The following is a 22,447-nucleotide window of genomic DNA, read 5'->3' on the forward strand; positions in this document are numbered from 1 at the left end:
GGGGGGAGTGACAATCAGTATGGACTTAAAACAGTTAAACTATTTCGTTTCAGTCGTCGATCATATGAGTTTTTCCAAAGCGGCAGAGAAGTTACATATCTCTCAACCGTCATTAAGCAACGCCATAAAAAACTTAGAACGGGATTTGGGGTTTCAAATTATTGAACGTAACACAAGGAATAGTAGACTAACGGAAGCGGGAGAGGTTTTATACGAAAGAGCGATTCATCTTTTATCAGAAATGTCGATTGTAAAGAAGGAAATGGAAGAGGTAAGGCTCATTGGAAAAGGGGAACTCCAAATCGGCATGATTGAATCGGTGAAGTATTGGATTCCAAAAGTGATCTCTCGATACAATGAGCATTTTTCCGGGATGCACATTCGATTAATGGAAGTATTAGGTGGTGACGATGTAAAGAATTCGTTGAGGAAATATGAAACACATGCCATCATTACGAACCAGCAAATTAAAGAAGAGGATATTGAAGCGGTCCCATTGTACAAGGAAAAACTTGTATTGGTCCTTCATGAAAGTCACCTAATGGCGGGAAGGGAATCAATAACGTTAAAAGAGTTGGAGCGTGAGCAATTCATCATTAGTACCGAGGGGTTTCAGACAAGGGAAGACATATTACGTGCTTTTGCATTGGACAATACGGCGCCTACAATTAAATACGAAATTGAGCGTTTCGAAACGGCATTAAGTTTAGTCAGTGAAAATTTAGGCATTGCACTTATTCCCGAAAATTACTTACAAGGACCACATGACTTTTCAATCGTCAGTAAAGTCATCGATTCTTCTGCGCTGGAGAGAACCGTGTATTTGACGTACATGAAAGATCGGTATTTATCACCGTCGATAAAAGCATTTATAACGGAAGTTGAAAACTTCTTTTTATACAAGGACGCGTCTGTTGATTAACCATTTATTTGCATAAAAGACTGGTGAGAAGGGTTTGATGACCTTCGTTTTCACTAGACCATTTTCGGCCCGCTTGCGGCTAACTATTCATGATAAATTTACTGTGGGCCCTAGTGTGGCAAGAGTGACTCCATCACTCTAGCCACACTCTTTTCAGTAATACTATTGTTAATCGTTGCCTGTCGCGTTCCTAGAATGTTCAAGTGAAAAATACGGTTGGTTTGGAAGAAAAGAATTGATGACTTTCTATAGAGAGGGTAAGTGCCCGAAGATGCAATTTCGGGCACTCTTGCACATTGTACAATGTGTTCCTTGCTTACTTTTAGTAAAGGGTATACATCTAATCATTCGATGCCTTATAGAAAGTGACATTTCTCTACTAGTAAAAAAGAGCAAACTTAATAGAAAGATTCAGCCGCCAAAATTACATCTTTGGCGGCTTTTCTCCAGGTTGTTGCCCTCTATTCTTTCGTCCCAAAAGGCTCAAGCACTACATGTATTCATGAATTTGGAGCGCGACGGATGAAGGACCATCATACGATTACCGAAAAAAATGTGTAGAGATGCGACAAAGTCGCATTCCTACACATCCAGACATCTCGATAATGGTATAGAAGTCATTCAATCCGAAGCAATCCAAATGCAACTATACAAGTTGCACCCAGTGTGTGATCAAGTTATTTCCCACCTAGCAAATTGAACAAACCGCCTGCAATACTACCTTCATCACGTGAACCTCCACCAGGTGTTTGCGGTGCAGCTGCAAAGACACGGCTAGCGAGTCTAGAGAATGGAAGTGATTGAATCCAAACAGTTCCAGGTCCCTTTAGTGTCGCAAAAAAGAGTCCTTCACCGCCAAATAATGCCGTTTTTACACCTTTCACCATTTCGATGTTGTAATTCACGTTATGCGTCATCGCCACGAGACATCCCGTGTCAACACGTAATATTTCGCCTGGTCGCAACCTTTTTTCGATAATCGTACCTCCAGCGTGGATGAACGTCATACCATCGCCTTCGAGTTTTTGCATGATGAACCCTTCACCACCGAAAAAGCCGGTACCCAATTTCCGTTGAAATTCAATTCCAACAGACACGCCTTTTGCCGCAGCAAGAAAGGCATCTTTTTGGCAGATGATTTTGCCGTTATGCTCACTTAAATCCATCGGAATGATTTTCCCGGGGTAAGGAGATGCGAAAGAGACATGCTTTTTGCCTGCCCCCGTATTTGTGAATGTTGTCATGAATAAACTTTCTCCAGTCAACATTCGTTTTCCAGCGCCCATCAGTTTCCCCATAATTCCCCCACCTGAAGTGCCGGATCCGTCACCGAAGATTGTTTCCATTTCGATACCGTCCTCCATCATCATCAGAGCCCCTGCTTCTGCCACTACCGTCTCTTTAGGATCAAGCTCGACTTCTACAAACTGCATATCATCGCCATGTATTTTGTAATCAATTTCATGATTGTTCATCTTATCTCGTTCCTCCCTAAGAAAAAAAATTCTGCTACTCAATCATACGAAATAGAGTGGAGAAAGTTTCAAAAAAGTGAAGAGGAAATCTAACTATTCGAGTGTGTCCACATAACGCCAAACTTTGTAAGCGAGCTCGTGAGCTTCGGGTTCGTGAGAGAATCCTTTGAAAGCCTCCCGGAACGAGCGGACGATGGACTCGAGTACGAATATTCGTGGACACTCAGAGCGAAGTTCTTCCAATAGAAATTGAACATATTGTTTGCCAGCGGGAAGAGCATCGTCTCCGAGCAGTTCCGAAAACCCTGTAAGGCGTTCGAGCAATTGTTCCTTTGTCTCTGCTTGTTCTCCTACATCACTATTTAACTTGAAAAATACATCTTCAGTGAAAAAAGCATCTTTTGTACTAATCATACCCGGCATGATGGAATCGATTCTACGTAGTAAGAAAGTGACGAGCTTCAAGGAGTCCATTTCCTCTTTGGATACGGCTGACCAAGCATGAAGTATTTGCTGCATCATTCCGAATAGCATAACGGCGCAATCAGCAGCGTAGGGCTCTGCATCTTTGCCATAGACATCCACCAGTCTTCTTGTTAACCAAGAAAATTCAGCTAAAAGCATGTTCTTGATGAAACCTCGCAAGTCGCTATCCCCTGAATGAAAGACTGCCTCAAAAATGGGCAGCAAGTTTTGTTCACGATTCAAGTGCATACGAATCAAAATTTGTTCAACCAAAATGTTCTTATCGGACAAGTCTTGTCCAATAAGCAATTCATGCCTTCTTACAGTCGTCTCATCGTGTGCATGTTTGAGTATCGCTTTAAGACATTCATTCTTGGAAGAGAAGTAATTATAGAATGTTCCTTTCGAAATACAGGACTCTTCTAATATGTCTTGAACAGACGTAGTGGAAAACCCTTTATCTATAAAAAGTCGTTGTGCTGTCAATAAAACCTGGCGTTTACGATCGTTCATATAATCACCTTTATTCTGTATTTTGTTGAGATTTTCAAGAAGAGATAAAATCGATTTGTACTAGTGGTACATTTATATGGTATCTCTAAAGTCTTGTTATATCAATGATATGAATTTTTTTATATGAAAGCGTTTACGGAGGTTGCATGTTTTGGACTATCGGTATAATATATTGAACATGATGTACTTGTGGTACAAATTCTATACGTTACGTATTAATAGGGGGAAGTAATATGGATATTAAAAAAATGCAAGAAAAACCGCCCTATGGCATGATAGCCATCCTGTTCATAGGCGCATTTGTCGCTTTATTAAATAATACATTGTTGAATGTTGCATTGCCGACAATTATGGTTGAGTTCGATGTAAAACCATCAGTTGTCCAATGGCTAACGACTGGATATATGCTTATTAACGGTATTTTAATCCCGGCAAGTGCATTCTTTATACAAAAGTTCACAAATAGGAGATTGTTCTTAACAGCTATGGTGCTGTTTACTTTAGGGACGATTCTTGCAATGCTTGCACCATCATTTGGTGTACTTGTTGCTGCTCGGATGATTCAAGCGTGTGGATCCGCCATGATGATGCCGCTCCTTATGAACGTTATGCTGACGGCATTTCCAATTGAGCGCAGGGGAACTGCGATGGGGATTTTTGGTCTTGTAATGATTACAGCGCCCGCGATAGGTCCAACTTTGTCGGGGTGGGTAATTGAACATTACACATGGCGTACACTTTTCGGTATCGTTTTACCATTTTCCATTTTGACACTCATTTATGCGTTCTTTAATTTGCGTAACATTACACCGAACCGTGACATGAAATTAGATGTATTTTCGCTAGTTTTGTCTAGTGTTGGTTTCGGCGGGCTCCTTTACGGATTCAGTTCGGCGGGAGATAAGGGATGGGATTCGCTACTTGTCTATGGAACGATCATTGTCGGTACGATCGCACTTGTAGCGTTTATCGTGCGTCAACTTCGTATGGAAGACCCAATGTTGGATTTCAAGATTTACAAACATCCAATGTTCGCCTTATCGTCTGCCATCTCAATCGTACTATCGATTGCAATGTTTTCCGGCATGATTCTTACGCCCCTCTATGTCCAGACAATACGGGGAATTTCACCGTTCCATTCAGGATTACTTATGCTTCCGGGTGCGATTGTAATGGGGCTTATGTCACCGATTACAGGTCGCTTATTCGATAAGTACGGTGCAAGGATTTTGGCGATAATCGGCCTTACAATCACAGTCATTTCGACATTCTATTTAAGTAGACTTGGCATGGACTCTGGCTATTATTATATTATGATGATTTATACGATTCGTATGTTAGGGATTTCAATGGTAATGATGCCTGTTATGACGAACGGGTTGAATCAATTACCGATGATCTCTAATCCGCACGGAACGGCGATGAATAACACGTTGCAGCAAGTGTCCGGTGCAATTGGGTCTGCGATACTGTTAACGATTATGACGAAGCGAATGGAGTCAACCGGTGCGGAGTTATTTGCAGAAGTCCAGGCATCAGGGAATGCTCCGTCAACAGCTGAGGGGCTTGCAAAACTAAAGGAGCAATTGGAAGCACAAGCGATGCTTGACGGAATTAGTTTCTCGTTTTTCATCTCGACAATTGTCGCGATTGTTGCCTTGGCTCTATCGTTTTTCATGAAACGTGTAGCGCTACCAACTAACGACAAATCATTTACTAAGTCAGAGGAAAGTAAAAAATAAGCAAAAGATTAAAGAGTGCTCTGCATGGGTATATATATATACCACTGCGGAGTTTTTTGGTTTCTGTTACTATTGAGTGAGAGGTAAATATTAATAACGTATAATTGTAAGGACGTGGGAAAATGGTAGGAAGAAACGATCCGTGTCCATGTGGGAGCGGTAAGAAATATAAAAAGTGTTGTGCTGAGAAAAATGAATCACCTTTAGAGACACTTATTGATGAGGAACTTGAGCGTATCGTCTTTGGTGCATATGAACAAGCTACAGCCCCAGCGGATATATCAGAGTACGAAAGCCATAGAAGACACTGGAAGAGTAAACTTGAAAAACTGATGGGACCGGATGACGTAGAAGAGGCTGTTAGTGAATATTTCTTATTCGTTGCGCGGCGTGATTTGTGGAAGCGTCATCTCCTCAGAGTTTTGAATAGCCCGTTAAGAGGTACAGTTCGATCCGTTCTGGAATTATGGAAAGAGCCTATTGTTTTGTTTGCTAAGGTCAAAGAGGAGAAGGAAGGATATGTTGTTGTCCAAGAAATACTTGGCGAGGGCATGTTCAAACTGGAAAAGAAAGAAGGGATGCTACTGGAAGAGCATTCATTCGTTTTCGGTATTGTTTTGCCGGATAATCGGGACCAGAATAATGATATCTACGTAATCTCTTCCCTCATGTTCATTAATGATTGGAATGGTTCACTCGAAAAACAGATAGTTGAACTTGCGGAGTCAAGCGGATTCGATAAGAGTCTTGCGTTCTATAATGAGCATATGACAGACGTCTACGAAATTTTGCTTGCCAGGGATTCACGAACAGTGGATGAACTCATAGAGCATGATTTTACTCCGGTTCAGCAAGAAGTAATCGAGAGCCTTGATGAAGTACTTGAGTTAAGAAATACGCCTAAAGAAGCGCGTGAATTACTAAGAAATATTGTCGTAACGTATTTCTTGAAAGAGCGCCCCAATTTCCGAAAACCTGGTGTTATCGCCGCTGCAGTATTTTTTGTAGCAATTGATTTGGGAATTATGGAAGATGAAGAATTGACGAATGCTGAAATTGCGAAGTTGTTCGTTGTATCGACAAGTTCGATGATGAAACATGCAGATAATATCCGTGAATTTGTCATTGAAATGTACGAACGGAGTCGTCAGCAAGTAGAGGAATAACTCTGTACATGGAATGATTAGCAATTGAAATGAATAGGATAGAAGTGGATTAACCCTGGACGGGCATTAAATCGTCCGGGGTTTTTCATTTTCGGTAAAATTAAAGGGATATGTAAGGGAATGTCGAATAAATAGTTTATGTAAGCGTTTTCAAAATGGTGCGTTAGAGAAAGGGGCATGTTGCAATGCGACTGAACAATTATATCGGGGGTTCATGGCAGGAAGCTGGTGGGGCAGATTATACGGCAGTCTTGAATCCGGCAAATGGTATGGAGCTGGCACAAGTAAGATTATCGACTAAAGAAGATGTGAGTCTTGCGGTAAAGTCGGCGAAAGAGGCTCAGAAAAAATGGGCACTCGTCCCCGCACCGAAACGTGCTGACTTTTTATATGAAATTGGACGGCTTATGAAAGAGAAGAAAGAGCATTTATCGCAAGTATTGACGAAAGAAATGGGGAAAGTCATCGAAGAGGCACGCGGTGAAGTGCAGGAGGGCATTGATATGGCACTCTACATGGCGGGAGAAGGACGCCGCATGTTCGGGGAGACAGTACCTTCAGAGCTTCAAGACAAGTTCGCAATGAGTGTCCGTGCGCCAATCGGAGTTGTCGGGCTCATCACGCCATGGAATTTCCCAGTGGCGATTGCGACGTGGAAATCGTTCCCGGCAATTGTCGCGGGCAATACATTCATCTGGAAACCAGCAACGGAAACACCTATGATGGCGTACGAAATGGCACTTATATTTGAAGAAGCAGGGCTCCCTGCAGGTGTTGCGAATATCGTTTTCGGGTCGGGAGTAGAAGTTGGAACAGCGATGATTGAACACCCCGATGTTCGCGTCATTTCATTCACAGGGTCGACTGAAACGGGTCGTCATGTTGCGGAAACAGGTGGGCGCCATTTGAAAAAAGTGTCGCTTGAAATGGGTGGTAAAAATGCGGTCATCGTTATGGAAGACGCGGATATTGAACTGGCAGTGGAAGGGATTCTTTGGAGTGCATTCGGTACAGCGGGTCAGCGTTGTACAGCATGTAGCCGCGTCATCGTGCATACAGATGTAAAGGTAGAACTCGAGCAAAAACTTGTGGAAGCGATGAAAGTATTATCGATTGGCGATGGACTGGATGAATCAGTAAAAATCGGTCCAGTCATCAATAAAAAAGCGCTCGATAAAATTCACGGCTATGTCGGAATTGGCAAGGATGAAGGCGCGAAACTTCTTGCGGGTGGAAATATATTGACGGATGGAAAACTTGCGGATGGCCATTATTACGAACCAACTTTATTCACAGATGTGAAATGGGATAGCCGCCTTGCGCAAGAAGAAATTTTCGGGCCTGTCGTTTCGCTTATTGAAGTTTCAAGTCTAGATGAAGCGATTGAGGTCAATAACAGTGTGAAGTTTGGACTTTCAAGTTCAATTTTCTCGCGCGATGTCAATAAAGTGTTCCGGGCACAACGTGATCTTGATACAGGTATTGTCTACGTGAATGCTGGAACGACAGGTGCCGAAATCCATCTGCCATTTGGCGGAACAAAAGGGACGGGCAACGGGCACCGCGATTCTGGTGTTGCCGCACTCGATGTATTCACTGAATGGAAGAGTATTTATATAGACTTTAGCGGGAAATTGCAACGTGCGCAGATTGACACAGACTAATACCTAACGTTAGGGGATGGTGAAATGAAGGTTGTCATACTTGGAGCAGGTTTAATGGGGAAAGAGGCGGCACGCGATCTAGTGAAAAGTGATGACGTAGAAAGAGTTTATTTGACTGATCTGAACGTCAAGCAGGCGGAAGACTTTGCGGAGGAGCTCATGTCTGACAAGTTAAACGTTTTACCACTGGATGCGAAAAATGATCAGCAATTAAGCGAAGTGATGGCACTAGGCGACGTGGTTATCAATGCGCTATTCTATACGTTTAATGAAAAGGTTGCTCGAATCGCAGTAGATCTTGGTGTTCATTCAATTGATCTTGGCGGTCATATCGGCGGTGCAACGGATGCGGTGCTCGGTCTGGCGGACGAGGCGATTGCGAAAGGTGTGACAATCATTCCAGATCTAGGGGTAGCTCCTGGAATGATTAATATTCTTGCTGGTTATGGGGCGGGGAAACTCGATAAGGTTAACTCTATTAAACTGTATGTCGGGGGAATTCCGGTGAAACCGGAGCCGCCACTTAATTATAATGTCGTCTTTTCATTGGAGGGCGTGTTTGATCATTACACTGATCCTTCTCACGTTATTCGTAATGGACAACTGTTGGAAGTTCCATCATTGTCCGAAATCGAAACAATCCATTTTGATAAATACGGCGAACTTGAAGCGTTTCATACATCAGGCGGCACGTCGACACTGACGAAATCGTTCCCGAACGTGGAGACACTCGAATACAAGACGATTCGATACAAAGGGCATGCGGAGAAATTTCAGCTATTTGTTGATTTAGGCTTGCTGTCACGGGACAATGAAGTGACTGTTGACGGTCATAAAGTGAAAGTCCGCGATGTCATGAGGGAGCATCTGTCACCGCAACTTCGCCTTGGTGAGAAATCGGACGCGGTGTTGCTGCGCGTCATTGTAAGCGGTGAAAAAAGCGATATGCCGGTAACATACGAGTACGATCTTATTACGGAAAAGGATACGGCGGTAAATGAGACTGCAATGGCGCGTGCGACGGCAAATACGATTTCCATTGTGGCGCAAATGATTGGCAATGGCACCATTGCGAAACGTGGCGTTCATCCACCTGAAAATATCGTGCCTGGTGAATTGTATATTGAAGAGATGAAAAAGCGCGGTGTTGTTATTGAAGAAAGTATCGAGTCGAATGAAGCGCATGTTTAATAAGAAAAGCGGAAGGCGCCGCACAGCTCCGACAGGCATAAGTCAATAGAAGAAGGCAGTCTAAGATCGCGACTTCCTGTCGCAACGACTGCATACCTGCATCCTTGCAGGCATGGCGTACTTTGCCACGTAGTTGGATTGCTAATGACCCAAGGAGTTGGCGCCTGTAGCTAGACAATTAGAAAAGTGGAAGGCACCTAAAAGGAACGCAGCTTAAGTGCGCCACTTCCTGTGGCAACAGCTGCATGACCTACTTCCTGTAGGCCCGCACAGGCATAAGGCGGACCAACGGCGCGGTGAACTTCCGCATAGTTGGGCTGACTATCAAGGAACCCTGCCTAAGTGCGCCGCGTCCTGCGGCAACGGCTGCGTAACTCACATCCTGTGAGCCTCCGAGCGGCTGGTGCCTAGAGCTAGACACTGTTCCATGTTGAAAACGTATAGTTTCTAATCTGATTAACGGCATAGTGGTTTGTGAAAGGGGATGGAGAAGTGGACTTCGGATTTACGGAAGAACAAAAAATGTTAAGGAAAACGGCGCGCCAGTTCGTCGATGCAGAAATTATGCCTCATATCCAGAAATGGGATGCACAAGGCGGATTCGATCAGGCAATTTGGAAGAAGCTTGCGGATCTTGGCTTCATGGGCGTGTGTATCCCCGAACAATATGGTGGCAGCGGCATGGATTACAATTCGCTTGCGATATTGTGTGAAGAATTGGAGCGTGGAGATACGGCGTTTCGCACGGCGGTTTCGGTTCATATTGGATTGAACTCAATGAGTCTTATGCAGTGGGGCAATGAAGAACAGAAGCAAAAGTACCTTGTGCCGCAAGCACAGGGCGAAAAAATAGGTGCATTCGGTCTAACGGAACCGGGTGCAGGTTCAGATGTTGCGGCAATGTCGACAACAGCCGTACGTGACGGAGATGACTACGTATTAAACGGTCAAAAAACGTGGATCTCCCTTTGCGATGTCGCGGATCATTTCCTTGTTTTCGCGTATACGGATAAAGCGAAGAAACACCATGGTATAAGCGCATTTATCGTCGAACGGACGACACCAGGTTTTTCATCGAAAGCAATTAAGGGGAAGTATGGCATTCGTGCAGGCAATACTGGCGAACTGTTTTTCGAGGATATGCGTATTCCGGCTGCGAACTTATTAGGTGAAGAAGGCGACGGATTTAAAATTGCCATGGCGTCACTTGATAATGGGCGTTTCACTGTCGCAGCGGGGGCGGTTGGCTTAATCATGGGTTGCCTCGAAGAAAGTGTAAAGTATTGTCATGCACGGGAAACGTTCGGTAAGGAAATCGGTAGACACCAACTCGTTCAGCAAATGATTGCTAACATGGAAGCGGGCTATCAGATGAGTCGCCTTCTTGTCTATCGAGCTGGTGAAATGAAAAATAAAGGATTGCGTAATACGCGCGAGACGTCGCTTGCGAAATGGCAGGCATGCGATTTTGCCAATAAAGCAGCGGATGATGCATTCCAGATTCACGGCGCTTATGGTTATTCGGATGAATACCCAGTCGCTCGATTCCTGCGAAACTCAAAGGCGCCTGTTATCTATGAAGGAACGCGTGAAATCCATACGGTAATGCAGGCAGAATATGTGCTTGGGTACCGGGAAGATAAGAAATTGAGTAATCGGCTACCTGAGTGGCCTTTTGAGTGAACTCGAAAAACCTGATGTGAAATTCGCATTAGGTTTTTTCGCCTTCCTTAACATCTTTCTCAATAGTGTTGAATTTTATGGTAAACTAATCCTTAAAATTACTTTTTCATAAATAAGGAGTGCTGTCGTATGAAAGTCGAGTCTTCATTTAGAATAAAGCCATCTGCAAAAATGTCTATTTTTTCACCAGCTATTTTCGGAGACTTAAAAGCAGCGGCCGAAGCGAAAAAAGCGACGGGCGCTGAAGTAATTGATTTAAGTCTTGGTAGTCCGGATCTTCCTCCTGACGAAAAAGTGAGGCGTGAGTTATCAGAAAAAAGCGCTCTAGCGAATACATACGGCTATACACTTGGCGGAACAAATCGATTTAACGAAGCCGTAGCCAATTATTATGAACGACGTTCCGGTGTCGTGATAAATCCTGAAACGGAAATCATTCAAACAATGGGTTCTCAAGAAGGACTTGTCCATCTGCCACTTGCTTTTTGTAATGAAGGGGACTTTGTTTTGACAACTAATCCTGCTTACGTAGCTTATGAAGCTGGCATCAAGCTTGCGGGTGCAGTTCCTTATGAAATGCCGTTGCTAGCGGAAAATGGATTTTTACCAGACTTGGATGTGATTCCTGAAGAGGTTTCACAAAACGCTAAATTACTTATTTTGAATTTACCGGGTAATCCAGTACCAGCGATGCCGAGCACAGCATTTTTTGAGAAAGTAGTAGCCTTCGCCAAGAAATATAATGTTATCGTGCTGCATGACGCTGCCTATTCCGAATACTATTTCACAGGTGATTCTCCGATCAGTTTCTTATCGACACCGGGTGCAATGGAAGTCGGAATGGAGATTAATTCATTATCTAAAAGCTTTAGCCTTGCCGGTGCCCGTATTGCGTATATTGCCGGTAATGCCGAGATGGTTCACATTTTGAGACAACTGAAATCGAATTTGGATTATGGCACATTTGGTCCGATACAGGAAGCAGCTGTAGTTGCACTTGATAATGCGGAAGAGATTACGGATCGTCTGCGGACAGAGTTTTCTGCGCGCCATAGGGTGTTAATGAAAGGCATGGAGGAAATTGGTTGGTCTGCTACTCCTTCAAACGGCGGCATGTTCGTTTGGGCAAAATACCCGTTTGACATGGATGATAAGGAATTTGTGTTTAAAGTAATTGAACAATGTGGTGTTGTCATGGTTCCGGGCAGTATCTTCGGTTCTGAAGGCGCCGGATTCGTTCGGTTAGCGCTTATTCAGAAAGTGGATGTACTGCAGAAAGCCGTCGACCGATTGCGGGATTTAGTAATTACTCGATGAAGTAAATAAGGGTTATGAAAATGGAGTTAGGAAGTAAAAAAGAGAGTTCTTAAAAGAAATACGCTCATTTTTTGAGTGATAAAACTTATTTTCTTAAAAGGGGAATAAAACTCATTATTGATATGGTTATTTCGATTATTAATATTATCTAATTAATTTATTGATAATGTTAATTCGTTGTTTAATACTACTAAGTTTCTGTATTAATATTATTGATTCGATACGATATGATGAATACAAATGAGAGGAGGGAACTAAAGTTTATCCTTTTTCAAAAGAAGACTCCGACTTCAATCGTGTCACGGGCATAGCCCAACGATAAGTGGGAGATGAATTTCGGTTAGGCATAAGCCTAAAATAATTGCCTCCCGGGAATGTATGTTCTATAATCAGGGTAGAAACTATGCTGAAGCGAGGTGTACGTCAATGCTCGTCAACAAAGCGTACAAGTTCCGAATCTATCCCACGAAAGCACAAAAAATCCTCATTGCCAAAACAATTGGCTGTTCACGTTTTGTGTTCAATCACTTTTTAGCCAAATGGAATGAAACCTACAAAGAAACTGGTAAAGGTCTTACTTACAACATCTGTTCTTCCCAATTACCCCAGCTTAAAAGCGAGCTCGATTGGCTAAAAGAAGTCGACAGCATTGCCCTTCAATCCTCATTAAAAAATCTTGCTGATTCTTATTCACGATTCTTTAAGAAACAAAATCAAGCACCCCGATTTAAAAGTAAGAAAAACAATGTCCAATCCTATACGACGAAACATACCAACGGAAATATTGCGATCGCCGGTAATCATCTTAAGCTCCCAAAACTTGGCCTCGTTAAAATCTCAAAGAGTCGTGAAGTAGTAGGGAGAATTATGAATGCAACCATCAGACGCAACTCAAGTGGAAAGTACTTCGCATCCATCCTGGTCGAAACCGAGGTGGAGGAAAAACTAAAAACTGGGTCTGTTGTCGGGATAGATGTCGGATTAAAAGACTTCGCCATTCTTTCAGATGGAGCAGTATACGAAAATCCGAAATTCTTTCGTTCACTTGAAAAGAAGCTGGCAAAAGAACAACGGATTCTTTCAAGACGTAAAGAACAAGCACTGAAACAACATAAACCGCTATACGAAGCAAAAAACTACCAAAAACAACGAATCAAAGTAGCTCGTATTCAGGAAATAATTACCAATAAAAGAGCTGATTTCTTGCATAAACTCTCTACTGAAATCGTCAAAAACCACGACGTCATCGGTATCGAGGATCTGCAAGTCGCTAATATGCTCAAAAACCATACTTTAGCAAAGGCAATCAGTGAAGTCAGTTGGTCACAATTTCGGACACTGCTTGAATACAAGGCGAAATGGTACGGAAAACAGGTTGTCGTTGTCGCAAAAAACTTTCCCTCCAGCCAGCTCTGTTCAAGTTGTGGTTACCGAAACAAAGACGTTAAGCATCTCGCATTGCGTGAATGGGAATGTCCAACATGCAATACGCACCACAACCGAGATAGGAACGCAAGTATAAATTTGAAAAAAGAAGCGCTAAGACTTCTAACCGCAGGAACTGCGGGGCTAGCCTAACTTATAACTGACGGTTACGTCGGTGATCTTAGGAATCTCCTACTTCTAAACGAAGTGAAAGTGGGGGTAGTTCAATATGGCCTATCAAGTTATTAGTCACTGTCCTGTTTGTAGCGAAACACTAAAAATCACTAAGTTGCATTGCTCCCACTGTCACACAACCATCGAAAATGAATTCGAATTATCCAAATTGGCATCACTATCGAATGATCAACTTCGCTTCGTTGAAGTTTTTCTAACGTGTAGGGGAAACATTAAAGAAGTTGAAAAAGAACTGGGAATTTCCTATCCTACGGTTCGTGGCAAATTAAATGAAGTTGTTAGCTCCCTTGGATTTGAAACGAAGAAGAAAAATGAAGTAGATGAGAAAAAGGTAGTTGCAATGTTGGAAAGCGGAGAAATATCTGCGGAAGAAGCCATTAGGCTATTAAAAGATGAATAGGGGGATTCAGCTTTGAGTGCAGAAATTGAAAAGATAATCACAATGGTGCAAGAAGGTAAAGTTGATGCAGCAAAAGCGTCAGAACTTATCCGAGTATTGAAAGATCGGGAATCGGGGAGTAATCTTTCTTCCAAGTCACCCGTATATGCTGATAAAATGCTGAAAGTCCGTATTGTATCTGCGGAAAATGACAATGTTTCGGTCAATGTGCCAATTAAACTTGTAAAAGTTGTATTGTTAGCCGGACATAACATCGCTGCAAGCATCCCACAATCGGAAAAGTATGTAAAAGATATCGACATCAGCTTACTTCTAGAGGCGATTGAGAATGAATTGGATGGTCAAATTGTAGATATTAAATCTGCGAATGGCGATACAATTTCAGTCGCGATTGCATAGGGTGACAGTATGCTAAACGTCAAGGTGAGAGCGGGAGCAGTACGGTTCTCCATTCCAGTTCCTTATGTGCTTCTCAACATAGGTATTGCTGTAATTTCTTCAGAACTCATCAATCGACTTGTTAATAAGTGGGTGAAGGAATCCATGAAGGAAAAAGAACAAACATTCACGATGCCGCCATTAAACAAACAAGAACTCAAATGTATTGTGAGCGAATTGAAAAAACATAAAGGACTTGGGTTAGTTAATGTCAAAGCAAAGGATGGTACAGAAGTTGTTATTAAGTTATAAGTGGCTTGATAACCTGAATGTACTGTCCTATAAGTAAGATTGAGGCGCCTTTATTGTCCACAAATACCAATTGATCAAGTAATCAATATACCTTTAGGCCGCTGTCTAATTTCTGAAGTTCTATCTAACTCGAGAACTTGAATGGTCTTCTCAGCGGTCTTTTTGTTGTAAAAATAAGCCGTAAAATTTATATATTTCGGGCGATAAAACGAAGTTTGTTGATATTGGGTTTACATACATCTACTATGATAAACTTATCAAATAAAGATTCAACAGAATGGAGTTAAAAACTATGGATAAGAAAAAAGTCGGCTTAAAGCCGTTTTTCTCTCTAATATTATCAACAGGGATCCCGAAGTTAGCTTTAACTGTCGGCTTGACGGCTGGCGTGTTGACAACACTTGCCGGTTTGGTTGTCCCTTTGCTAACGAAAAATTTAGTGGATGGCTTTTCAGTTGCCTCACTAAGTGTTCCGCTAATGATTGCTATTGGGGTAGCATTTATTGTTCAAGCGGTAATTGATGGGGTATCCATTTATTTACTGAGTTATGTAGGACAAAAAGTAGTTGCGAGATTACGTGAACGCATGTGGACAAAGCTGATTCGTTTGCCTGTCAGTCACTTTGACAAGGAATCTAGCGGTGAAACGGTGAGCCGTGTCATCAATGATACGGGAATCGTGAAAGAATTGATTACACAACATTTCCCGCAATTCATTACGGGTATTATTTCGATTATAGGTGCGGTGACGATTCTACTCATTATGGATTGGAAAATGACACTTATCATGCTGATTGCTGTTCCAATTACAGTGGGAATCATGATTCCACTTGGCACCAAAATGGCGAAGATTTCACGGGGACTACAAGATGAAACAGCTATATTCACAGGCAATATTCAACAAACACTAGGCGAGATTCGTTTAATGAAAGCTTCTAATGCCGAACAGAATGAAGAGGCGAGTGGGAAAGCTGGAATCGGAAAATTACTCGGTTTTGGCTTGAAAGAAGCTCGTATTACTGCTCTTATTGCTCCCTTTATGTATCTAGTAGTTATGGTGGTCATCGTTATGATCATTGGATATGGCGGTATGCGTGTTGCGAACGGCACAATGTCGACGGGTTCACTTGTTGCATTCCTCCTGTATCTATTCCAAATTATTTTTCCAATTACATCATTTGCAATGTTCTTCACACAATTGCAGAAAGCGAAAGGCGCAACAGAGCGTATTATCGATATTTTAGAATTGCCATTGGAAGAAGGACAAGATGGCTTGGTGATGGATATTGCGAACAAACCAATTCAAGTTATGGACGTATCGTTTGCTTATGAAGACAATGAGCCGGTGATTGGCAACGTGAGCTTTGAGGCCCAGCCTGGTGAAATGATAGCATTCGCCGGACCAAGTGGTGGTGGGAAAACGACTATGTTCGGATTACTTGAGCGTTTTTACGAACCGACAGCGGGTGAAATTCAAATCGGCGGCACACCAATAAAAGAGTTGTCGATGGCGTCGTGGCGTAGTCAAATCGGTTACGTTTCACAAGAGAGTGCCATGATGGCAGGGACAATACGTGAAAACTTATGCTACGGATTAGAAAATGGGGAAAGTATTCCGGATCAAAGGCTTTGGGAAGTTGCTGAAATGGCGTATGCCGACGAATTTGTTAAAACATTTTCGAAGGGCTTGGACACCGAAGTCGGAGAACGAGGTGTAAAACTTTCTGGAGGGCAAAGGCAGCGTATCGCCATCGCACGTGCTTTTTTACGGGATCCGAAAATATTGATGATGGACGAAGCAACCGCGAGCCTAGATAGTCAATCGGAAGGCGTCGTTCAAGATGCGCTGACACGATTGATGGAAGGGCGCACTACGTTCGTCATCGCCCACAGGTTATCAACAATAGTCGATGCGGATAAAATCATTTTCATTGAAAATGGGCAAGTGACAGGCAGTGGAACCCATAAAGAATTGATACAATCACATGCGTTGTATCGTGAATTTGCCGAACAGCAATTGGCGTAGGGGAAAAAACTCCTTATGCCGGTAATAAACAAGGTGTTGTCCACAAGTCAAAGCTTTAACGACTAATAGGGCAACGCCTTTTTTTACTAGGGTCATTATGTGGGAATTGTCTAGGTGACTGACACTTGAGTTTATGTTATACTATTCTTACTATTAGTGAGCGGAGGTGAGGAATGATGTTAGACACGGTGTATGCACGTGAAAGTCTATTGGGATATTTAGCCACTTCATGTGCGATTACTCATGAAATTACAGTCAACGGGATGAGTCTGTCCTTTTCTAGACAATTTCAGTAATCACACAGCTGTTTAGCATGCATTCCTTACGATATTTTTTCAAGAGGGAAGGCCGCTTACACGCGGTCTTTTTTTGTTGTCTAGACTCAGGGCGCCCAGCGCTTTTCGTAAGATGCTTCCAGCTGTGAATACAGAACGAAGGGAAGCGGAAAATAATGATATGTACAATTCAACAAATAAGCAAAATGCTCGGTGGCAACATGATTTTTGAGAACCTTTCATTAGAGATTAAAACAGGCGATAGATTAGGTGTTGTCGGGCGAAATGGTAGCGGAAAAACTACGTTGTTTAAGTTGATTTCCGGAGCGGAGCAACCAGACAGTGGGGCAATTCATTTTAAAAAGGGAACGAAAATAGGGTATTTAGCGCAAATCCCTTTATTTGAAAAAGAAACGACCGGCTACGATGTGCTCAACAGTGCATTTGTAGAACTAAAAGAAATGCAGGCGAAAATGTCGGAGTTAGAGGCAGAGCTAGCCAATGTCGGAAACGCGGACATGGATAAGTTGCTTCGGGTATACGGAGATTTGCAGGAAGAATTCGCCAATCGTGATGGCTATGCCGTAGACTCCGAAATTGAGAAAGTCATTAATGGATTGCAATTGAAACCATTTGTCGGACGTTCCTTTGGGCAATTGAGCGGTGGCGAACAGACGAAGATAATGCTAGGGAAGCTATTATTGACGAAACCTGAATTGCTGTTATTGGATGAACCGACGAATCACTTGGACTTATTTGCAGTCGAATGGTTGGAAGCGTATTTAACGGATTACTCGGGAACAGTTGTCATCATTTCGCATGACCGTTACTTTTTGGATTGTGTCGTGACGAAGGTCGCGGATCTTGAAGAAGGGGAGATTCATCTTTATTACGGGAATTATTCTGCCTTTATTCTTGAAAAAGAAGCGCGTCTTATGAGGGAGTTTCAGGATTACGAAGAGCAACAAAAGAAGATTAAAAAAATGAAAGAGGCCATTAAACGGCTCCACCAATGGGCAAATGAAGCCAATCCTCCGAATCCAGGATTACACCGACAAGCGCGCAATATGGAACGAGCGCTTGAACGGATGGAAAAAGTAAGGAAGCCACTTATCGATCCTAAGAAAATGACCTTGTCGTTTGAAGCTGCACCGCGAAGTGGTAAGGAAGTTGTTGTAATGGAAGGAATCACAAAATCATTTGGTCAACAGGAGCTATTGAAGGGGGCCGACTTCCATGTCTATTGGAAGGATCGGACAGCGATTGTTGGGCGGAATGGATGCGGGAAATCAACCGTACTAAGAATTCTTTTAGGCGAGCTTTCGATTGACACTGGATTGAGTAAAGTAGGAAGTAACGTCAAGATTGGGTTCTTGTCACAGCACTTTGAAATCAAGGATCCGAAGGCGCGTCTGATAGATGTCTTTCGTGATGAAGTAAATGTTGCCGAAGGGGAAGCCCGACATATATTAGCGAAGTTTATGGTTTACGGTCCAGATGTATTTATGCGAGTTGGAGACCTAAGTGGTGGAGAGCGGATGCGACTCCGTTTGGCGCAACTGATGTATCAGGATGTTAATTTCCTTGTGCTAGACGAGCCGACAAATCATTTAGATATTGAGTCACGTGAAGTGCTTGAAGAGGCACTGGAAGACTTTACGGGCACAATCGTTGCCGTTTCACATGATCGTTATTTCTTGAATAAATTATTCTCCCGCACTGCATGGTTGGAAGACGGGCTTATAACGACATTTGAAGGACCATATAATTGGGCGCGTGAGAAATGGCAGGAGCTTCAAAGTCGCTTGGTAGTTGAGGTACCTGAACCAATCGCAGTAAAAAAGCTGAAGATAGAAAAAACGGAAAAAAGGATAACTATAAATGCGGAACAAGAAATAAAGAGGCTTGAACAATCAATCGATGCATTGGAAAAAGAAGCGGAAGATGAATCGGATTGGATGAAATGTGAATCAATGATGGCGGAAGTTGCCGTGATGAAACAAGAGCTAGAATATTTCTATGAAATGTGGATGAGTGAAGTGGAATAGGAACTGAGTACACAGTCTGAGAGGGAGTAATCCTTTCTCGGACTTTTTTATCCGGAAGAAAAACCTTGCATAATACGAGTAGCCGGAGTAATATAATGACTAGATGACCGAAACGGTTTTACGGTCAATAAAATAATCCATTCAAAGTGAGGTGGAAAAATGGACCGCAGGCAAGAAATTCTCGAGGGAGCCGCGAAATCATTTTCGTTGTTCGGCTATAAAGCAACAACGATGGATCAAGTCGCGAAAATTGCGAATGTCGGCAAAGGAACAATCTATACGTTTTTCGCCAATAAAGAAGAACTGTTCAATGCGATTGTGTTAAAAATGATTAACGAAATGCGGGCGGAAGCGGATGCTGTTTCTGTTGAAGGTGCGCCATTCGAACAAAATGCGCATGCCAGGCTGATGCAAATGCTCAAATTCCGCGGAACACATCAATTGTATGCGAAGTTAATAGATGAAGAAAAAGAACTGCGCACACCCGCTGTTGGTGAAGTGCTACAGGCAATTGAAAAAGAAATCATTTTTTATGTAAAAGAGAAGATTGAAAAGGGAATTGCCAAAGGTGAAGTATTGCCTTGTGATACAGAACTTGTCGCATATATATTATTTAAGGCGTATCTTGCACTTGTCTCAGACTGGGGTAAAACCCACGATGAAGAGCTATCGGAAGAGCGTATCGCTGCGTTGTTAAATGGGACCATTTTTAAAAGTCTCTTAGTTTGAGGCTTCATTTTTTATTCTGAATTGACCGCTTGAGTGAACTGGTCAACCAGTATTGGAGGAAATAGATAAATGAAGAATACAATGACATGGGCAGAGTGGAAACTGCTCTTACGTTCAAAAAAAATAATCGTTCCACTGATTGCTATATTGTTTATTCCTGTCCTTTATGCAGGTATGTTTTTATGGGCGTTTTGGAATCCATATGCCAATATGAGTGATTTGCCTGTTGCAATCGTCGACCTTGATAATGGAGCGGAAATGGACGGCAAGCAGTTGGCACTCGGAAAGGAACTGACCGATAAACTAATTGACAGTAAGCAGTTTGATTTTAAGAAAGTATCAAAATCAGATGCAGATAAAGGGCTTGAAAATGAAGATTATTACGTCGTAATTGAAATACCGGAAAACTTCTCTGAACACGCAACTACACTTTTGGATGATGAACCGGAAAAATTAACAATTGTTTATAAGCCAAATGAAGGATTCAACTTCCTTTCTGCTCAAATCGGAGAAACAGCGATGGATCGAATTCGTGCAGAAGTGAATGAGCAAGTTGCTTCAACGTACGCGGAAAAGCTTTTTGATTCCATTACGGAAATGGGCGATGGATTCGGTGAAGCGGCGGACGGGGCCGGTGAATTACATGACGGTGCCGCAAAACTATCATCTGGCGCAGATGAATTGAAAGGGTATCTTGAAACGTTGGCAAGCAGCACGATTACACTTGCGGATGGTTCACAAAAACTTGCGCAAGGAGCGAACGATGCAGCTAAAGGTGCCAATGAGTTGAATAAAGGACTCGGTACTTTATCGCAAGGTTCAAAAGATCTTCTTGTAGGCGCACAAAAGGCTTCAGCAGGCGCTGGGGGACTTAAGGATGGAATCGCGGGCTATACAGAAGGCGTCGGTCAATTGACCGCAAGTTACGGTCAAATTGGTCAGAAAGAACAAGAATTTAACTCAGCTGTTAGTACTTTGAAAGAGAAATCTGGGCAATTGAACGGCGCGGCAGGTCAGCTTACTGGGGCGGCCGCAAATCTAACTACCGGAATTGAAGGATTGTCTACACAGCTTGGTCCTGTACTTGCTGACCTCTCAGAGGAACAGCAAACGGCAATCAAAGAAACACTCGGCCAACTGAAACAAGGAAGCGCTGAACTTTCCGGCGGAATGTTAGAATTGTCTGCCGGCACAGCTTCACTGACAGCGGGTACCACGGAGTTAAATGGTGCTGCTAGTCAACTTTCCGGCGCTCATAGTCAGGGACTTGCTGGATTGGAGAAGTTGAACGGGTCTTCTGCACAACTCCTTGAAGGGGCGAACGCTCTTGCGTCAGGCAACGATACACTTGTAGCTGGATTAAAACAATTTTCAGAAGGCGTCATGGCTGCGCAAAAAGGGTCATCTGATCTTGCATCAGGTCTCACTTCATTAACTGAAGGAACAGGTACACTGAAAACAGGAACAGAAACACTTGCATCTAAATCGCAAGAACTTGCCAAAGGATCAGCGACACTGGCTGATGGTATGGTGGAACTTGATGAAGGAACGCTGACACTACAAGAAAAACTTGCAGAAGCAAATAAAACGGCAAGTGAAGTGAATCCGACAGACAAAACATATGGAATGGTCGGAGCACCTGTCGATGTAGAGAAGGAAGGCATTAACCATGTACCAAACTATGGTACTGGTTTTGCTCCATACTTCTTATCACTTGGACTGTTTGTCGGTGCACTTCTTCTTTCTATCGTCTTCCCGCTAGTCGAACCGGCTATTAAGCCAACAGGGGCATTCGGATGGTTCGCAAGTAAGGTTTCTGTGCTGGCCATCGTGGGTCTATTGCAAGCACTAATCGCAGCAGGGGTTGTCAAGTTTGCACTTGGAATGGAAACGGCAAATACACCGTTGTTCGTCTTGACTGCGATCATTACGAGCTACACATTCATTGCGCTTGTACAAATGTGTGTGTCCATTCTTTCAGACGCGGGACGTTTTGTAGCAATCCTTGTCCTGATTTTGCAATTAACGACAAGTGCAGGGACATTCCCGCTCGAATTAATACCGGCACCACTCCAAATTTTCAACACATTATTGCCGATGACGTATTCCGTCCAAGCATTCAAAGCCGCCATCTCAACAGGCAATATGTCGTTCCTTTGGATGAACAACGGTATCCTTATCGGATTCATGGTCGCGTTCCTTGCGATTACATTTGGATACTTTGCACTCGTTTACAAAAAGAGGTATTCAAAAGAAACAGTGGAAGCATAAGTAAAGAAGCCCCTCTAGGCGGAAGAAATTCCGTGGTAGAGGGGCTTTTTTATTGATTGCTATGAGTTCACACCGTTTTGGCTGAACAAGACAACGTTCTGCGGAAAGTAAACAACGTATCGCATCGACTAAACAACGTTTGTTTAAAACTAAACAACATAATCCGGAGTTCGCAACGTAACTGCTTAACTAAACAACGATCCGAATAAACTAAACAACACACCGCATCAGCAAGACAACGTTCAACTAA

At 42.8% G+C, this 22,447-nt stretch carries 18 protein-coding genes; 16 read left to right on the top strand and 2 right to left on the bottom strand.

Features of this window, described 5'->3' with window-relative positions; genetic code table 11:
- Positions 1 to 19 precede the first annotated feature (19 nt).
- Positions 20 to 922 carry a LysR family transcriptional regulator gene (locus tag I2483_RS06190; RefSeq protein WP_207174505.1) on the top strand — a complete coding sequence of 301 codons (903 nt, stop codon included), beginning with the start codon at positions 20 to 22 and terminating at the stop codon, positions 920 to 922.
- A gap of 677 nt (positions 923 to 1,599) precedes the next feature.
- On the opposite strand, the gene I2483_RS06195 is transcribed toward I2483_RS06190, so the two are convergent.
- The gene (locus I2483_RS06195) at positions 1,600 to 2,397 is read right to left on the bottom strand and encodes a TIGR00266 family protein (protein WP_186668092.1); all 798 of its coding nucleotides are present in this window, start codon (positions 2,395 to 2,397) and stop codon (positions 1,600 to 1,602) included.
- A 93-nt stretch (positions 2,398 to 2,490) separates the two neighbouring features.
- Complete coding sequence (locus tag I2483_RS06200; RefSeq protein ID WP_207174507.1) at positions 2,491 to 3,375, bottom strand: TetR/AcrR family transcriptional regulator; 885 nt, start codon at positions 3,373 to 3,375, stop codon at positions 2,491 to 2,493.
- A 233-nt stretch (positions 3,376 to 3,608) separates the two neighbouring features.
- On the opposite strand from I2483_RS06200, the gene I2483_RS06205 reads away from it, so the two are divergent.
- The 15 genes from I2483_RS06205 to I2483_RS06270 all read left to right on the top strand — a co-directional run bounded on the left by I2483_RS06205 (position 3,609) and on the right by I2483_RS06270 (position 22,197).
- The gene (locus I2483_RS06205) at positions 3,609 to 5,117 is read left to right on the top strand and encodes a DHA2 family efflux MFS transporter permease subunit (protein WP_207174509.1); all 1,509 of its coding nucleotides are present in this window, start codon (positions 3,609 to 3,611) and stop codon (positions 5,115 to 5,117) included.
- A 122-nt stretch (positions 5,118 to 5,239) separates the two neighbouring features.
- The gene (locus I2483_RS06210) at positions 5,240 to 6,283 is read left to right on the top strand and encodes an SEC-C metal-binding domain-containing protein (protein WP_207174511.1); all 1,044 of its coding nucleotides are present in this window, start codon (positions 5,240 to 5,242) and stop codon (positions 6,281 to 6,283) included.
- 185 nt (positions 6,284 to 6,468) lie between these two features.
- Positions 6,469 to 7,947 (top strand): aldehyde dehydrogenase family protein, encoded by a 1,479-nt coding sequence (locus I2483_RS06215; RefSeq protein WP_207174513.1) that lies wholly within the window; start codon positions 6,469 to 6,471, stop codon positions 7,945 to 7,947.
- A gap of 24 nt (positions 7,948 to 7,971) precedes the next feature.
- A complete protein-coding gene (locus I2483_RS06220) occupies positions 7,972 to 9,138 on the top strand; it encodes a saccharopine dehydrogenase family protein (RefSeq protein WP_207174515.1) in 1,167 nt (388 codons plus the stop codon).
- 492 nt (positions 9,139 to 9,630) lie between these two features.
- Complete coding sequence (locus I2483_RS06225; protein WP_207174517.1) at positions 9,631 to 10,821, top strand: acyl-CoA dehydrogenase family protein; 1,191 nt, start codon at positions 9,631 to 9,633, stop codon at positions 10,819 to 10,821.
- Positions 10,822 to 10,950: 129 nt separating this feature from the next.
- A complete protein-coding gene (locus I2483_RS06230) occupies positions 10,951 to 12,138 on the top strand; it encodes an aminotransferase class I/II-fold pyridoxal phosphate-dependent enzyme (protein WP_255550294.1) in 1,188 nt (395 codons plus the stop codon).
- A gap of 426 nt (positions 12,139 to 12,564) precedes the next feature.
- On the top strand, positions 12,565 to 13,716 hold the full coding sequence (gene tnpB / locus I2483_RS06235) for an IS200/IS605 family element RNA-guided endonuclease TnpB (RefSeq protein WP_207174526.1): 1,152 nt from the start codon (positions 12,565 to 12,567) through the stop codon (positions 13,714 to 13,716).
- Between the two features lie 76 nt (positions 13,717 to 13,792).
- Positions 13,793 to 14,158: a DUF2089 domain-containing protein gene (locus I2483_RS06240; RefSeq protein WP_207174528.1), complete on the top strand. Its 366-nt coding sequence runs from the start codon at positions 13,793 to 13,795 to the stop codon at positions 14,156 to 14,158.
- Between the two features lie 12 nt (positions 14,159 to 14,170).
- Complete coding sequence (locus I2483_RS06245; protein WP_207174530.1) at positions 14,171 to 14,557, top strand: hypothetical protein; 387 nt, start codon at positions 14,171 to 14,173, stop codon at positions 14,555 to 14,557.
- Positions 14,558 to 14,566: 9 nt separating this feature from the next.
- Positions 14,567 to 14,848 carry a hypothetical protein gene (locus tag I2483_RS06250; protein WP_207174531.1) on the top strand — a complete coding sequence of 94 codons (282 nt, stop codon included), beginning with the start codon at positions 14,567 to 14,569 and terminating at the stop codon, positions 14,846 to 14,848.
- A gap of 292 nt (positions 14,849 to 15,140) precedes the next feature.
- On the top strand, positions 15,141 to 16,874 hold the full coding sequence (locus I2483_RS06255; RefSeq protein WP_207174533.1) for an ABC transporter ATP-binding protein: 1,734 nt from the start codon (positions 15,141 to 15,143) through the stop codon (positions 16,872 to 16,874).
- Positions 16,875 to 17,050: 176 nt separating this feature from the next.
- Positions 17,051 to 17,170 (top strand): RAxF-45 family protein, encoded by a 120-nt coding sequence (locus I2483_RS19640; protein ID WP_346267704.1) that lies wholly within the window; start codon positions 17,051 to 17,053, stop codon positions 17,168 to 17,170.
- A 155-nt stretch (positions 17,171 to 17,325) separates the two neighbouring features.
- Complete coding sequence (gene abc-f / locus I2483_RS06260) at positions 17,326 to 19,197, top strand: ribosomal protection-like ABC-F family protein (RefSeq protein WP_207174535.1); 1,872 nt, start codon at positions 17,326 to 17,328, stop codon at positions 19,195 to 19,197.
- A gap of 159 nt (positions 19,198 to 19,356) precedes the next feature.
- A complete protein-coding gene (locus I2483_RS06265) occupies positions 19,357 to 19,926 on the top strand; it encodes a TetR/AcrR family transcriptional regulator (RefSeq protein ID WP_207174537.1) in 570 nt (189 codons plus the stop codon).
- Positions 19,927 to 19,995: 69 nt separating this feature from the next.
- Positions 19,996 to 22,197 carry a YhgE/Pip domain-containing protein gene (locus I2483_RS06270; protein WP_255550296.1) on the top strand — a complete coding sequence of 734 codons (2,202 nt, stop codon included), beginning with the start codon at positions 19,996 to 19,998 and terminating at the stop codon, positions 22,195 to 22,197.
- The last annotated feature ends 250 nt before the right edge of the window (positions 22,198 to 22,447 follow it).

This window comes from Sporosarcina sp. E16_3 (assembly GCF_017347125.1).
Lineage (GTDB): Bacteria > Bacillota > Bacilli > Bacillales_A > Planococcaceae > Sporosarcina.

Excerpts from the sequence above, each read along its gene's own strand:
- I2483_RS06190 (WP_207174505.1), top strand. The coding sequence starts at position 20 with ATGGACTTAAAACAGTTAAACTATTTCGTTTCAGTCGTCGATCATATG.
- I2483_RS06195 (WP_186668092.1), bottom strand. The coding sequence starts at position 2,397 with ATGAACAATCATGAAATTGATTACAAAATACATGGCGATGATATGCAG.
- I2483_RS06200 (WP_207174507.1), bottom strand. The coding sequence starts at position 3,375 with ATGAACGATCGTAAACGCCAGGTTTTATTGACAGCACAACGACTTTTT.
- I2483_RS06205 (WP_207174509.1), top strand. The coding sequence starts at position 3,609 with ATGGATATTAAAAAAATGCAAGAAAAACCGCCCTATGGCATGATAGCC.
- I2483_RS06210 (WP_207174511.1), top strand. The coding sequence starts at position 5,240 with ATGGTAGGAAGAAACGATCCGTGTCCATGTGGGAGCGGTAAGAAATAT.
- I2483_RS06215 (WP_207174513.1), top strand. The coding sequence starts at position 6,469 with ATGCGACTGAACAATTATATCGGGGGTTCATGGCAGGAAGCTGGTGGG.
- I2483_RS06220 (WP_207174515.1), top strand. The coding sequence starts at position 7,972 with ATGAAGGTTGTCATACTTGGAGCAGGTTTAATGGGGAAAGAGGCGGCA.
- I2483_RS06230 (WP_255550294.1), top strand. The coding sequence starts at position 10,951 with ATGAAAGTCGAGTCTTCATTTAGAATAAAGCCATCTGCAAAAATGTCT.
- tnpB (WP_207174526.1), top strand. The coding sequence starts at position 12,565 with ATGCTCGTCAACAAAGCGTACAAGTTCCGAATCTATCCCACGAAAGCA.
- I2483_RS06240 (WP_207174528.1), top strand. The coding sequence starts at position 13,793 with ATGGCCTATCAAGTTATTAGTCACTGTCCTGTTTGTAGCGAAACACTA.
- I2483_RS06250 (WP_207174531.1), top strand. The coding sequence starts at position 14,567 with ATGCTAAACGTCAAGGTGAGAGCGGGAGCAGTACGGTTCTCCATTCCA.
- I2483_RS06255 (WP_207174533.1), top strand. The coding sequence starts at position 15,141 with ATGGATAAGAAAAAAGTCGGCTTAAAGCCGTTTTTCTCTCTAATATTA.
- I2483_RS19640 (WP_346267704.1), top strand. The coding sequence starts at position 17,051 with ATGTTAGACACGGTGTATGCACGTGAAAGTCTATTGGGATATTTAGCC.
- abc-f (WP_207174535.1), top strand. The coding sequence starts at position 17,326 with ATGATATGTACAATTCAACAAATAAGCAAAATGCTCGGTGGCAACATG.
- I2483_RS06265 (WP_207174537.1), top strand. The coding sequence starts at position 19,357 with ATGGACCGCAGGCAAGAAATTCTCGAGGGAGCCGCGAAATCATTTTCG.
- I2483_RS06270 (WP_255550296.1), top strand. The coding sequence starts at position 19,996 with ATGAAGAATACAATGACATGGGCAGAGTGGAAACTGCTCTTACGTTCA.